The organism is Paenibacillus sp. FSL R5-0407 (assembly GCF_038009185.1).
Lineage (GTDB): Bacteria > Bacillota > Bacilli > Paenibacillales > Paenibacillaceae > Fontibacillus > Fontibacillus vini.
The window spans coordinates 3,332,344-3,346,271 of the sequence record NZ_JBBPAX010000001.1 but is presented as its reverse complement, the minus strand read 5'-3'; the positions used below and the strand labels follow the sequence as shown (position 1 = coordinate 3,346,271).

At 51.8% G+C, this 13,928-nt stretch carries 10 protein-coding genes; 9 read left to right on the top strand and 1 reads right to left on the bottom strand.

The features are described 5' to 3' along the window. The 9 genes from NYE70_RS15960 (at nucleotide 1) to NYE70_RS15920 (ending at nucleotide 11,847) form a co-directional block, all read left to right on the top strand. On the top strand, nucleotides 1–1,656 hold the full coding sequence (locus NYE70_RS15960) for a hypothetical protein (protein WP_341046846.1): 1,656 nt from the start codon (nucleotides 1–3) through the stop codon (nucleotides 1,654–1,656). Nucleotides 1,657–1,743: 87 nt separating this feature from the next. Then, nucleotides 1,744–2,118 (top strand): nitrous oxide-stimulated promoter family protein, encoded by a 375-nt coding sequence (locus NYE70_RS15955; RefSeq protein WP_211022984.1) that lies wholly within the window; start codon nucleotides 1,744–1,746, stop codon nucleotides 2,116–2,118. A gap of 203 nt (nucleotides 2,119–2,321) precedes the next feature. After that, the gene (locus NYE70_RS15950; protein WP_211022983.1) at nucleotides 2,322–3,725 is read left to right on the top strand and encodes a cytochrome ubiquinol oxidase subunit I; all 1,404 of its coding nucleotides are present in this window, start codon (nucleotides 2,322–2,324) and stop codon (nucleotides 3,723–3,725) included. Then, on the top strand, nucleotides 3,715–4,728 hold the full coding sequence (gene cydB / locus NYE70_RS15945) for a cytochrome d ubiquinol oxidase subunit II (protein ID WP_341046845.1): 1,014 nt from the start codon (nucleotides 3,715–3,717) through the stop codon (nucleotides 4,726–4,728). The genes NYE70_RS15950 and cydB overlap by 11 nt, the downstream gene beginning before the upstream one ends. Further along, nucleotides 4,728–6,515 (top strand): thiol reductant ABC exporter subunit CydD, encoded by a 1,788-nt coding sequence (gene cydD / locus NYE70_RS15940; protein WP_290405446.1) that lies wholly within the window; start codon nucleotides 4,728–4,730, stop codon nucleotides 6,513–6,515. Before cydB ends, cydD begins: the two co-directional genes overlap by 1 nt. Further along, nucleotides 6,512–8,284: a thiol reductant ABC exporter subunit CydC gene (gene cydC, locus NYE70_RS15935; RefSeq protein ID WP_341046843.1), complete on the top strand. Its 1,773-nt coding sequence runs from the start codon at nucleotides 6,512–6,514 to the stop codon at nucleotides 8,282–8,284. The genes cydD and cydC overlap by 4 nt, the downstream gene beginning before the upstream one ends. 702 nt (nucleotides 8,285–8,986) lie before the next feature. Continuing rightward, nucleotides 8,987–9,889: a LysR family transcriptional regulator gene (locus tag NYE70_RS15930; protein ID WP_211022777.1), complete on the top strand. Its 903-nt coding sequence runs from the start codon at nucleotides 8,987–8,989 to the stop codon at nucleotides 9,887–9,889. A 294-nt stretch (nucleotides 9,890–10,183) separates the two neighbouring features. Next, nucleotides 10,184–10,627, top strand: coding sequence for a DUF1641 domain-containing protein (locus tag NYE70_RS15925; RefSeq protein WP_211022751.1), 444 nt, complete (start codon nucleotides 10,184–10,186; stop codon nucleotides 10,625–10,627). Between the two features lie 41 nt (nucleotides 10,628–10,668). Next, nucleotides 10,669–11,847 (top strand): NAD(P)/FAD-dependent oxidoreductase, encoded by a 1,179-nt coding sequence (locus NYE70_RS15920; protein WP_211022750.1) that lies wholly within the window; start codon nucleotides 10,669–10,671, stop codon nucleotides 11,845–11,847. Nucleotides 11,848–12,415: 568 nt separating this feature from the next. Here the strand turns inward: NYE70_RS15920 and gdhA are convergent. Next, a complete protein-coding gene (gdhA, locus tag NYE70_RS15915; RefSeq protein WP_211022749.1) occupies nucleotides 12,416–13,795 on the bottom strand; it encodes an NADP-specific glutamate dehydrogenase in 1,380 nt (459 codons plus the stop codon). Nucleotides 13,796–13,928 lie beyond the last annotated feature (133 nt).

Below are 13,928 nucleotides of genomic sequence, written 5' to 3'. Positions count from 1 at the left end.
ATGAAAGAGATGAGAACGTTATGGGTGTTGGACCGGTTCAAAGGCGTCTTCGGAAAATTTGGAGTAGACTACCCCGTGATGCGCCGCATTCTCCAAATCAAGCTGACGATGGACGGAAGAAGAGTGCCCACTATTATCGGCAAGGCCAGGAACAAAGATCAGGCTGACAGCGGGAAGATAAACGGAACGGAGAAAAACCAGTTCTTCAGCTCTTTGTGGCTGTATCTGATTTTCGGTGCGTTCAGCTCCATGTTTGTGGGGCTCGGCGACAACTTTATTTTTCAGATGAGCCTGATTTTCGGCATATTCATGTTTATGATCATGACCTCGCTGATTTCAGATTTCTCATCCGTGCTGCTGGATATCCGGGACCGGAACATTTTGTCCACGAAGCCGGTGAACCGCAGAACGATTGCGATGGCCAAGATGCTGCATATCTGCTTCTATATGTTTTTCCTGACCGGGGCAATTGCGATCGTTCCGCTGGGTGTAGGACTCGTCCGGCATGGAATAGGATTCTTTCTGCTGTTCGTGGCCGAGTTAATCTTGATGGACCTCTTAATCGTCGTGATTACGGCGTTGATTTACCTGGCTGTGCTTAAATTTTTTGATGGCGAGAAGCTGAAGGACTTCATCAACTATGTGCAAATCGGACTCACCATCGTTATCGCGCTGGGGTATCAGTTGCTTATCAGGCTCTTCGACTTTGTTGATTTGCAGCAAGCGGTGTTTCAGCCGAAATGGTGGCAATTTGTCATCGTCCCGGTTTGGTTCGGCGCGCCGTTTGAGACGCTGCTGCACGGAGACAACAGTATACCGTACCTTTTGTTTTCGCTGCTGGCTTTATGCGTGCCGATCCTGACATTTCTGTTGTACATTAAACTGATACCGTCGCTGGAAAGGAATTTGCAAAAGCTTGCTGACCCGGGGAGCCGTAAAAAGGAAGGCGCCGGAAAATGGCTGAAATCCATTTCACATTTGCTAGGCTCAAGTCCGCAAGAAGAGGTATTTTTCAGATTTGCCTGGACGATGATGGGGAATGAACGGGAATTTAAGCTTAAAGTGTACCCCTCTATCGGCTTCTCGCTGATCTTCCCTTTCATCTTTTTGTTTACGAGCGGCAGGGAACACGGATTATCCGGATTACCGGGGACGAAGCTGCATCTGTTCATTTACTTTTGCGCCCTGTTGGTTCCGAACGTCATATTGATGCTGAAATATTCGCGCAGCTACAAGGCGGCATGGATTTACCGGGTTCTGCCGATCGGCGATCGCGTTCCGGTATACCGGGGAACCCTGATGGCGGCTGTGGTCCGGCTCATTTTGCCTCTGTATGCGGTAGAGGCCGTCGTATTTGCCATCCTTTTCGGGGGCAGAATTGTTCCCGATTTGATTGTGGCCGGCCTCGCTATCTTGGCCTATTCCGTGCTTAGTTTTGCTTATCTAAGCAAAGCGCTTCCGTTCTCCGAACGGTTAGAAACGGCTCAGCAGGGTGAAGGTATGCGCATGATTCCGCTCATGCTGCTGCTAGGGGGGTTCGCTCTGGTGCATTATGCGGCGACTTTGGTCAGCTTTGGCGTATATGTATATGCAGCGTTGCTGCTTGCGGCCAACTGGGTTTTATGGCAAAGAGCATTTTCCGTTAAATTGCCGTGAGGGAGCCCGTGCAACACAAATTAGGATTTTTTACGAAAAAGGCAGAGGTTATCCCACAAATTCACATTACTTAAGCGGGGGTTGGAAATGGACACATTGACTAAAGGCTCGGGGCAGGAACGACGCCAGGCCGGGCCTAGAATCAGCCGGGAGAAGGCAACCGTCGGGCATATGATTTTGATTTTTTGCAAAGGAAAGCACAGAGAGGTTACGAAGGAAGGCGGTTTATGCCAAGATTGCCGCGAGCTGCACCGTTATGCGATGAACCGGCTGACTTACTGCCGTTTCGGGGAAGAGAAGTCCACCTGTGTGGACTGTCCGGTTCATTGCTATGCTCCGGATCCCCGAGAAATGATTAAGGAAGTAATGCGCTATTCCGGTCCCCGCATGCTGTGGTCCCACCCCGTGCTGACGATCCGGCACATGCTGGACGGACGGAAATCCAAAGCAGTGACTAGCTGACACATTTTTTTCACAACCCTACAAATAAGAAGCAAAGTCGCGCCAGCACTGGGCTTTTAGGACTTTGTTCACTAATGTGACATCTATCATGTGATTCTTGTCACAAAATTATTACTTTTTACCCGTCTATCTTCATAATTCCGTGATAGAATTCACATTAGTTAAGAATTAATCTTGTTTGAAGAAAGTAGGGAAGAAAAATTATGGATCCGTTAGTGCTAGCGAGACTTCAATTTGCGGCGACGACGATTTTTCACTTCTTCTTCGTGCCTTTGTCCATCGGTCTGGTTCTTCTGATCGCCATCATGGAAACGATGTATGTCGTTAAAGGCAAAGAGGAATACAAGAAGATGGCGAAGTTCTGGGGCAAGCTATTCCTCATTAACTTTGCGGTGGGCGTCGTCACGGGGATTATTCAAGAATTCCAGTTCGGCATGAACTGGTCGGACTATTCACGGTTTGTAGGCGACGTTTTCGGAGCGCCTCTGGCGGTGGAAGCCCTGTTTGCCTTCTTTATGGAGTCTACGTTTATCGGATTGTGGATCTTCGGTTGGGATCGCTTGTCCAAGAAAGTCCACTTGCTCTGCATTTGGCTGGTAGCGCTCGGAACGACCATGTCGGCGTTCTGGATTCTGGCCGCCAACTCGTTCATGCAAAGACCGGTTGGCTTCGAGATCAACAACGGACGCGCAGAAATGAATGATTTCTTCGCCTTGATCGGCAACGGCCAGTTGTGGGTAGAATTTCCGCATACCGTGCTCGGTGCATTCGCCACCGGCGCGTTTATGATTACCGGCATCAGTGCCTATAAATTGCTGCGTAAGCAGGATGTTCAATTTTTCAAAAAGTCGTTCACGATTGCGGTCATTGTCGGCCTGGTGGCTTCTTTCTCCACCGCGTTGTTCGGGCACCAGCAGGCGCAATATCTGGTAGAAACGCAACCGATGAAAATGGCGGCTTCCGAAGGCTTGTGGGGCAAGAGCGGCGACCCTGCACCTTGGACGGTTTATGCACATATCGATTCTGAAAATGAAAAGAACAATTTTGAAATCAAGATTCCTTATCTGCTCAGCTTCTTGTCGTACAGTTCGTTCTCGGGCGAAGTCAAAGGCATGCATCAGCTGCAGGCGGAGTATGAACAAACTTATGGTCCGGGGGACTATATTCCTCCGGTACGCACGACCTTCTGGAGCTTCCGGATTATGATTGCCGCCGGATGTCTGATGATTGTGCTTGGGATGTACGGCGCCTATCTGGCATGGCGCAAAAAACTGGAGCAGCCGAATAAATTTTTCTACCGTTGCATGCTTTGGGCGATCTCGCTTCCGTTTATCGCCAATACGGCGGGCTGGGTTATGACAGAATTCGGGCGTCAGCCTTGGACGGTATTCGGATTGATGCAAACGAAAGACAGCATTTCGCCAAGCGTTACATCGGGGCAGCTGCTGTTCTCCCTGATTGCTTATTGCTTAATTTACACTGCATTGGCTATCGTGATGGTTTACCTGTTCGTGAAAACAATCAAGAAGGGTCCGAACGCCATAGCCGCTTCTGATGACCATTCGTCAGATCCATTCTCGAAGGAGGGATACCACCATGTCTCTTAATGAACTCTGGTTTGTGTTAGTGGCCGTATTGTTCATCGGTTTCTTCTTCCTTGAAGGATTTGACTTCGGGGTCGGAATGAGTACCCGTTTTCTCGCCAAGAATGATATGGAGCGCCGCGTCCTGATTAACTCGATCGGTCCGTTCTGGGACGCTAACGAGGTGTGGCTGCTGACCGCCGGGGGTGCGATGTTCGCGGCATTCCCGAACTGGTACGCCACCATGTTCAGCGGATACTATACTCCGCTCGTAGTTCTTCTGCTTGCCTTAATTACGCGCGGGGTAGCGTTTGAATTCCGCGGAAAAGTCGACAATGGAAAGTGGAAGGGAACGTGGGATGTCGCTATTTTCCTCGGCAGCCTGCTGCCTCCGTTCCTGCTCGGCGTCGTTTTCTCCGGCCTGCTTAAGGGCTTGCCGATTGACGGCGACATGGAAATGAAGGCTGGACTGTTCGATATGGTTAATATATATACATTAGTAGGCGGTATTACCGTAGTTGTGCTTTGCCTGGTGCATGGCCTCATGTTCACCTCGCTGCGCACGACCGGAGATTTACGGGATCGCGCCCGGAAGCTGGCACATAAGCTGCTGATTCCGCTGGCCGCCTTGTTCGTCATCTTTGCTGTCATGACTTACTTCCAGACGGATGTATTCGAAGTTCGCGCTTTGCCTCTCGGTTTGATGGCCGTAGTGGGTCTGGTCTGCTTCCTGCTTGCGGGAATGTTCATGACCAAGCGCAAAGACGGGTGGGCATTCGGCATGACGGGCGCTCTGACCGTGCTTTCGATCTCGGGCGTATTCGTCGGGTTGTTCCCTCGGGTGATGGTCAGCTCGATTAGTGAGGCATTTTCGCTTACGATTCATAACGCGGCCTCCGGTCATTACTCGTTGAAGGTTATGACGATCGTTGCTTTGACACTGCTGCCGTTCGTACTGGGATATCAGATCTGGAGCTACTTTGTTTTCCATAAACGTGTTCACGAAAAGGAGCATTTGGAGTACTAATGGGCCAGGGACTAATGAAATACAAAGGGATCAAGCCGGTAATGGCCGTTATGGCGGGCTTGACCCTGATTCAAACAATAGCAATTATATTGCAGGCTAAATGGCTGGCGGAGGTCATCTCCGCCCTGTTTGCCGGCGCTAAGCTGCAGGAACAGGCCGGTGGAATCGGCATGTTCCTGCTTGCTTTTATGGTCCGGCAGGGATGTGGAGTGCTGATGCAGAAGACGGCCTACCGGTTTGCCGAGCAGACCGGGCAATCCCTGCGGAAGCAAGTGCTGTCCAAGCTGTTTGAACTTGGGCCCCGGTTTGCCGGGCAGGAAGGTACGGGCAATCTCGTTACCCTCGTTCTTGAGGGCGTAACGAAATTTCGTAACTACCTGGAGCTCTTTCTGCCGCGGATGCTGGCGACGGGGATCACCCCGGCGCTGGTTTGGCTGTACGTCTTTACCCTGAACAAAACCTCGGCGGTCATCTTATTGGTGACGTTGCCGATTCTGATCATTTTTATGATTCTGATCGGTTTGGCTGCCCGCAAACAGACGGAGCGGCAATGGCAAACTTACCGTACGCTGTCGAATCATTTCGTCGATTCGCTGCGCGGGTTGGAGACGCTGAAATTTCTGGGGCGCAGCAAAACGCACATTGATTCCATCGAGCGGGTCAGCGATTCCTATCGTTCTGCAACGATGCGGACGCTCCGCGTGGCGTTTCTGTCTTCGTTTGCGCTGGATTTCTTTACAATGCTGTCCGTAGCCTCCGTGGCCGTAAGCTTGGGACTGCCGCTGGTAGAGGGCCGGATCGAGCTGCTGCCCGCGCTGACGGTGCTGATTTTGGCGCCGGAGTACTTCTTGCCGGTGCGGATGGTCGGCGCGGATTATCACGCGACCCTCGACGGCAAAGAGGCTGGCGCAGCAATGGAATCTATCATCGCCGCAGCGGAGGAAGAGGCGTCTAAGACGGCGCCGGTTCCGGCGGGAGCCGATTTGCGCTGGACGCCGCAAAGCACATTGGTGCTGCGGGGATTAGGCGTGAAACATGAGGCTGAGGAAAGCCAGGCTGATGGTGGCCAAGGTGAAGATGATGCGATAGAATCGGGAGCCAAGCCTTCCTTGGAGGGCGTGGATTTGGAGATTCGCGGAATGGGCCGGATCGGCGTGATCGGCGAGAGCGGCGCCGGCAAATCGACCCTGATCGATGTGCTGGGCGGATTTCTGCGCCCGACAACAGGAAGCATTGAACTGAACGGTACGGTGCTTGGCGATTTGAGCCCGGAGGCGTGGCGGGAGCAGATTACGTATATTCCGCAGAAGCCTTATATTTTCAGCGGCTCGCTGGCGGATAACATCTGCTTCAACAAGCCGGATGCTTCATCGGCTGAGGTGGAGCAAGCCGCGGAGGCCGCCGGACTCGGCACGCTGATTCGCAGCCTGCCCGGTGGGCTGGACGAGCCTATCGGCGGCGGCGGACGCCCGCTTAGCGGCGGTCAGGAGCAACGCGTGGCGCTGGCTCGGGCGCTGCTGAGCGAACGGCCGGTCATCCTGCTTGATGAACCGACGGCGCATCTTGATATCGAGACGGAATATGAACTGAAGGAGACGATGCTGCCCCTCTTCGAAGGGAAGCTCGTCATTCTGGCAACCCACCGTCTGCATTGGATGCAGGACATGGAACGGATCATTGTCATGGAGCAGGGGCGGGTTGCCGAAACGGGCACGCATGATGAGCTCTTGGCACGCCAAGGCGCTTATTATGAATTGACGGCATTGCAGCGGGAGGGATTACGATGAAGGCTCAGGGACAGCAGGGACAAGAACCGTGGATTACTCCTTATTTCCGGATGTATAACGGCCGGTTTGCGCTTTACCTGATTCTCGGCGTAATGACGCTGCTCGCGGCGTCGATGCTGATGTTTACCTCCGGCTTTCTGATTTCCAAGTCGGCGACCATGCCGTACAACGTCCTGCTTGTGTATGTGCCGATCGTCGGCGTTCGGGCCTTTGGCATCGGGCGCGCCGTGATCCACTATGTGGAGCGGCTGGTCGGTCATGATGCGGTGCTGCGGATTCTCTCCAAAATGCGGGTCCGTTTGTACCGCATTCTCGAACCGCAAGCTTTGTTTATCCGGTCCCGCTATCGGACCGGAGACATTCTCGGGGCGCTGGCCGATGATATCGAACAATTGCAGAATGTCTATATACGCACGGTGTTCCCGAGTCTCATCGCCTTGGTGCTCTATGCCGCGGTGGTGATCGCGCTCGGCTTCTTTGACTGGACGTTTGCTTTATTGATCGCCTTGTATATTTTCGTTCTTGTTGCCGTCCTGCCATATATCTCGCTGAAGCTGACCCGGAGGATGGACACGGAAGTGAAGCGGGAGCGGAACGGCTTGTACCAGAAGCTGACCGATGCCGTGATGGGCATCGGTGACTGGGTCATCAGCGGAAGATCGGACGTTTTCCTGCGCGAATACGAACGGGATGAAGCCGCCGTCATGCGCAAGGAGCGTAAGCTCAGATCCTGGGCCCGCTGGCGGATGTTAATCGGCCAGTTGGTGGTCGGACTCGCGGTCGTATCGATGATTTACTGGGCTGGCGGCCAGGCAGCGGCCGGCCGGATCGACTATACGCTAATCGCTGCCTTTGTTCTTGTCATTTTTCCGCTGGCGGATGCGTTTCTCCCGGTGTCGGAGGCGGTTCAGCGCCTTCCCGAATACAGGGAGTCCTTGAACCGGCTGGAGCGGATTTCGGGTGGCGGGCATGCGGGGGGCGATGGCGGCGGCGACTACTCCGTCTCGCCGGAGACGATTGCCAAGGCCGCTTCCAGCGCGCACCTGAAGCTGGAGCGTGTCCGCTTTGCCTACGGAGCCGAAGACGGCAATTCCGTTGACGGCGTTACGCTGGACATCCCGCAAGGCAAGCGGGTTGCGGTGATCGGCCGCAGCGGAGCGGGCAAGTCGACGCTGCTGAAGCTGATCCAGGGGGCCATCGCGCCTACGGAGGGCGCGGTTACGATTAATGGAATGCCGGCCGCCGGTTTCGGCGATGACGGCATTCCGCGGATCATCTCCGTGCTGAACCAGAGCCCGCACTTGTTCGACACCACGGTGGCGAACAATATCCGGCTCGGGCGTCCGGACGCGGAGATGGAGGAGATTGCCCGAGCGGCAGAGCAGGCGCAGCTCGGCGAGCTGGTCGCCGGTCTTCCGCGTGGACTGGACACGCCGATGCGGGAGACCGGCCAGCGGTTCTCCGGCGGGGAGCGGCAGCGCGTCGCCTTGGCGCGCGTCCTGCTGCAGAACACGCCGGTGCTGATCCTCGACGAGCCGACCGTAGGGCTCGACCCGCGTACCGAGCGTGAGCTGCTGTCGACCATATTCCGGTCGACGGCGGGCAAGACGCTCGTGTGGGTGACCCACCATCTGGTGGGAGCGGAGGAGATGGACGAGATCATCTTCATGGAGCACGGCCGCATTCTGATGCGCGGTACCCATGCCGAACTGATGGAACGCGAACCGCGGTATCGCAACCTGTACCATTTGGACCGCCCGGGAGAATAAGTGGATTGGTAATCGGTCCGGCGGTTCGATTACCGAGCCGATCGCCGGACAGATCGCCGGACAGGTCTTCGGGCCGATCGTCGAACAGATCGCGGGCCAGATCGCCGGCCAAGGCCTTAACCGCCTTTCCGGCGCGCGGTGCTTGGTCACACGGTGACGGTCAACCCAACCGTATATTAAGTGTAAAATCTGCAGCTATTTTTAGCCCGAGAGAATAAATCGGAGAATTAACTGTAAAAACTCCCGCTAATTTCACTCGTTTGAGCCCAATTCGGCTAAACTGGTGATATTACATGTAGGTTTTACAGTTAATTGATGGGATTCCCCGAATTCGTCGCAATTAGCTGCAGAATTTCCCTCTATTTTGTTTTAGGCAACCCATGTATATAACAACAAGGTTAGATCAAGGAATGGTTTCCCTTCCCGGATCTAACCTTGTTTGCTTAATGCACTTCCGCCGACCCCTAACCTCGGTCCCAGGCTCCGGAGGTCAAGCCAGTCAAGCCGGTCAAGCCAATTTGTGCATAACCAGCCTTCTCCTCTACAGCAGAAACAGCTAGAAGAGGTGAAAGGCTTCCGTTCCGGAGGGATACCCTATATAATGAGGGATAATCAATCGATATTACATGGTATGGAAGTGTTTTTGGAATATTGAATCTGGCGGGATATCGGCGGGATATCCGCGGGAGCGGAGGCGGCGAAGTGGAACTCAGGCAAATCCAATATTTCATCGAGGTTGCGAAGCTGGAGCACGTAACCGAAGCGTCTTATGCGCTGCATGTATCGCAGTCGGCGGTAAGCCGGCAAATTTTTAAACTGGAATCGGAGCTCGGGGTGGACTTGTTCATCCATGAAGGCCGAAAAGTAAAGCTGACACCGATCGGTCGATTGTTTCTGGAGCATATGGAACATTTGATGAAGGTAATAGATAACGCCCAACAGGAGATCAGCGAGTATCTGGACCCGGAGCGCGGGATTGTTCGGATCGGATTCCCGAGCAGCCTGGCGGCGCAGATGATTCCGAAGATCGTTTCCGCTTTTCGGGAGCGGCACCCGTTTGTTCATTTTCAATTGCAGCACGGGTCTTATAAGGAATTGGTCGAGTGGGTGGCAAAGGGCGACATGAACTTGGCGATCATGGGGCCTGTCCCGCATAATGAACCGCAAATCAAAAGTACCGTACTCTTTCAGGAGAAGTTTGTCGCTTTGCTTCCGGCAGGTCATCATTTAGCCGGTCAAGCCTCGGTTAAGCTGAATGAATTAAAGGACGATTTGTTCGTTCTGTTCCCTGAGGGATTTGTACTGAGGGAAATCGTGGTGGAGGCGTGCGCCAATATTGGCTTTCAGCCGAAGGTAACATTTGAAGGCGATGATCTGGATGCGATCAAGGGGCTGGTATCCGCGGGACTTGGCCTTACCGTATTGCCTGAAATCGCGTTGAGCGAGCATATTGCATCCTCGATCGTAATTCTGCCAATAACGGAGCCGCGAGTAACCAGGGATGTAGGCGTGATCGTTCCGGCAAACCGGGAACTGCCGCCGACGGAGAAATTGTTTTATGACTTTTTACAGGAAATAATACCGGAATTAGGATTTCCAGAGTGAAAAGCGCGCAGCAGTGATTATGTAAAATCCCAGGTAAAGCAAGCCCTTTATCGACTGTAAGCACAGAATAGGTTGAGTTAAATAGGACAAACTATGATGAAATTCACTTATTTTAGTCATTAAGTTAATACTTAATGACTATTTTTGTAGAAAATATGTTACAATGGATGACGGGTTGTTTACTTCTTAATTGTTCAATTTTTCACTAACTTACTTAGTTAAGTTGTGACGGGAATTGGGTCCCTGATCAACCCAAAATTCAAGCATTAAGGCTTATTGTAAAGGAGAATTGGAATGTCAGAACCGACCACTGAAACAAATTCTGCAGTAGAAACGAATGTTTCGTCCACCGATAATGCCGGACGCGATATCGTTGATCAACTGCTCAAGCCCGAAGTCCAGGAATCCTTGACGGTCCTGGTTCAGCAGCTGCCTAAACTAACCGAGCTGGTTAATTTGATGACTAAATCGTATGATTTTGCCAAAACGGTAGCTACGGACGAAACTTTAAAGAGCGATACAATCGGGGCGATTACGGAAATCGCCGGACCGGTTAAAGACAAAGTTAAAAATCTTGCGGCTACTGTGATTGAAGCCAAAGACCGCGCCGATGAGAGCCAGGAAGTTATCGGTCTCTTCGGTCTGCTCAAAATGCTTAAAGATCCTGAAGCGCAGAAACTGTTCCGTTTCGTAAATGCTTATCTTCAGGTTGCCGGTGAGAAAAGTAAACAAAAATAAATACTAATTCATTTTTTCAGAACGGAGGACGGAGAATTACTATGTCTAAACATATTGTTATCCTGGGTGCCGGTTACGGCGGTGTACTGAGCGCTTTGAACGTGCGTAAATATATGACCAAGGAAGAAGCACGGGTTACCGTAGTCAACCAGTATCCAACACACCAGATTATTACTGAACTGCATCGTCTTGCTGCAGGCAGCATCGCTGAGCGGGCGGTAGCTTTGCCGCTGGAGAAGCTGTTCAAAGGAAAAGACATCGATCTTCGCATCGCAAAAGTAGAGAGATTCTCGGTAGACAGCAAAGAAGTGAAGCTGTCCGACGGTACGCTTCTTTCGTATGACGCTCTCGTTGTCGGTCTTGGCAGCATCACCGCATATTTCGGAATTCCGGGACTTGAGCAGTACAGCATGGTCCTCAAATCGGCGGAGGATGCCAACCGCATTCACCGTCATATTGAAGACCGGATCGCTGAGTACGCTAAATCGAAAAACCCTGCGGACGCTACGATCCTCATCGGCGGCGGCGGGTTGACCGGGGTTGAGCTGGTTGGAGAAATCGCCGATAAGCTTCCGGAAATGAGCAAGAAATACGGAGTGAATCAATCCGAGATCCAGCTTATGCTTGTAGAAGCCGGACCTAAGATTCTGCCGGTTCTGCCGGACGTGCTGATTGAACGCGCAACGGCCAGCCTGGAGAAACGCGGCGTTAAATTCCTGACCGGTTTGCCTGTCACGAATGTGGAAGGCAATGCGATCGATTTGAAAGATGGACAAAAGATTGTCGCCAATACGTTTGTATGGACCGGTGGCGTACAAGGCCATCCGCTTGTCGGCGAGTCGGGTCTCGAAGTTAACCGCGGCCGCGCGACTGTGAACGATTTCCTTCAATCCACTTCGCATAGCGATGTTTTCGTTGCCGGTGACAGTGCGGTATACTTCGGAGCGGACGGACGTCCTTACCCTCCAACCGCGCAAATCGCTTGGCAGATGGGCGAGCTGATCGGCTACAACCTGTATGCAGCCTTAACCGGCAAGCATTTGGAAACCTTCAGCCCGGTCAACTCGGGAACCTTGGCCAGCCTTGGCCGCAAAGATGCCGTAGCTACGGTTGGCGCAAGCAACACGCAACTGCGCGGCTTGACGGCTACGATGATGAAAGAAGCAAGTAACATCCGTTACTTGTCCCACATCAAAGCATTGGACGCTTTGGCTTACTAATAATTAACAAGTACAAAACGACATATAAGCGAAGAGCCTGTACCTTTGATCGGAGATGCGATCCTGGGTACAGGCTCCTTTGGCTCTTTAGCATTCTATAGCATTCCTTGGCATCTCTTAGCATTCGTTGGTATTGGTTGGCTTGCAATCTCATTTCTTTGATATTCCCTGAATTTCCTGCAATTCTACATTAATTTGAGTCCAGACAACGTAATATTAGTGTAACTGATGCAATAGGGCAGCATTTTCTAGCTTGTAGAGATAAAGTTACTCGGGAATGAGGAGGGATGATGTATTTTCGCAGCAATACTTCCCTTTCGAGCCAGGAAATTAATAAACTACTGCACTTTTGCAGGATTCCTCCCTAATTCAGTATGCTCCAGCATAATCACACCGCCCGTACTATTCCGATGATTTTTTCTACTGTTACACGCATTTCGAGACCTGTTCAAGACCAGCTCAAAGACTAATCTAAATCTGTCCTAAGGCTCTCTAAAACAACTAAAAAGAGTATCCGCTGAGCCATGGCCCGCGGATACTCTCCTACTTCAAGCTAATTATATTATGATTAAACCACGCCGTGAGCGACCATCGTGTCGGCGACTTTCAGGAAGCCGGCGATGTTGGAGCCGACCACGAGATTGCCTGCATGACCGTACTCTTCAGCCGCATTTACGCTGTTGCTGTAGATGTTTTTCATGATTTGTTGCAGCTTGGCGTCAACTTCTTCAAACGTCCAGGCCAGTCTTGCACTGTTTTGCGCCATTTCCAGAGCCGATACGGCAACCCCGCCGGCGTTGGCCGCTTTGGCCGGTCCGAAGTACACGTCGTTGCTCAGGTATACTTCAATGGCTTCCAAAGTGGAAGGCATGTTGGCGCCTTCGGCAACGAATTTCACGCCGTTCGCTACGAGCGTCTTGGCAGCTTCTTCGTTGATTTCGTTTTGGGTTGCGCAAGGCAATGCGATGTCGCAAGGAATGCTCCAAATGTTCTCGCAGCCTTCATGGTATTCCGCGGACGGATGCTCGCTTACATATTCTTTGATCCGTTTTCTTTCCACTTCTTTGAGGCGTTTAACTGTTGCCAGATCAATGCCGTTTTTGTCATAAACATAGCCGTTGGAATCACTGCATGCAACAACTTTGGCGCCGAGCTGTTGAGCTTTTTCGATCGCGTAGATCGATACGTTACCGGAGCCGGAAATGACAACCGTTTTACCTTCAAAGCTTTCGCCCTTAGTTTTCAACATTTCGTCGGTGAAGTAAACCAGACCGTAGCCGGTAGCTTCCGTACGCGTCAAGCTTCCTCCGTACGTAAGTCCTTTGCCTGTCAGGACGCCTGCTTCATTTCCACCGCGAAGGCGTTTGTATTGGCCGAACATATAACCGATTTCTCTCGCGCCTACACCGATATCGCCGGCAGGTACGTCTGTGTCTGGACCAATATATTTGGACAATTCTGTCATAAAGCTTTGGGTAAATTTCATGACTTCGTTATCGGATTTACCCTTCGGATCGAAGTCGGAACCGCCTTTACCGCCGCCGATCGGCTGGCCGGTCAAGGAGTTCTTGAAAATTTGCTCAAAGCCGAGGAATTTGATGATGCTGGCGTTTACGGACGGATGGAAACGAAGTCCGCCTTTGTAAGGTCCGATCGCGCTGTTGAATTGAACGCGGAAGCCGCGGTTCACTTGAACTTTACCTTGGTCATCGACCCAAGGCACGCGGAAGGAGATCAGTCTTTCAGGCTCCACGATTCTTTCCAGGATCGCATGGTTTTTGTATTTAGGGTTCTTTGCGAATACCGGCACGAGGGAATCAAGGATTTCTTTTACGGCCTGGTGAAATTCGCTTTCTCCGGGATTGCGTTTTTTGACGGTTTCATAGACTTCGTTCACGTATTCTTGTGCGGCTTGGAGCTCGGGACTAGTTTGTGTAGTAATTGCCAATGTGTTCTCCACCTTTCGTTTTTTAGCATTATGGTTTGTTCCATTTTTCACGACTTTTCTAACTCTAATTGTAATATCTATGTAAGATATAAACAAAACTTTATTTAGATGAAGTTGATGACCTTTTGAGATG

What these genes read in the sequence shown, in the direction of transcription:
- NYE70_RS15960 (WP_341046846.1), top strand. Translation starts at nt 1, where the DNA reads ATGAAAGAGATGAGAACGTTATGGGTGTTGGACCGGTTCAAAGGCGTC.
- NYE70_RS15955 (WP_211022984.1), top strand. Translation starts at nt 1,744, where the DNA reads ATGGACACATTGACTAAAGGCTCGGGGCAGGAACGACGCCAGGCCGGG.
- NYE70_RS15950 (WP_211022983.1), top strand. Translation starts at nt 2,322, where the DNA reads ATGGATCCGTTAGTGCTAGCGAGACTTCAATTTGCGGCGACGACGATT.
- cydB (WP_341046845.1), top strand. Translation starts at nt 3,715, where the DNA reads ATGTCTCTTAATGAACTCTGGTTTGTGTTAGTGGCCGTATTGTTCATC.
- cydD (WP_290405446.1), top strand. Translation starts at nt 4,728, where the DNA reads ATGGGCCAGGGACTAATGAAATACAAAGGGATCAAGCCGGTAATGGCC.
- cydC (WP_341046843.1), top strand. Translation starts at nt 6,512, where the DNA reads ATGAAGGCTCAGGGACAGCAGGGACAAGAACCGTGGATTACTCCTTAT.
- NYE70_RS15925 (WP_211022751.1), top strand. Translation starts at nt 10,184, where the DNA reads ATGTCAGAACCGACCACTGAAACAAATTCTGCAGTAGAAACGAATGTT.
- NYE70_RS15920 (WP_211022750.1), top strand. Translation starts at nt 10,669, where the DNA reads ATGTCTAAACATATTGTTATCCTGGGTGCCGGTTACGGCGGTGTACTG.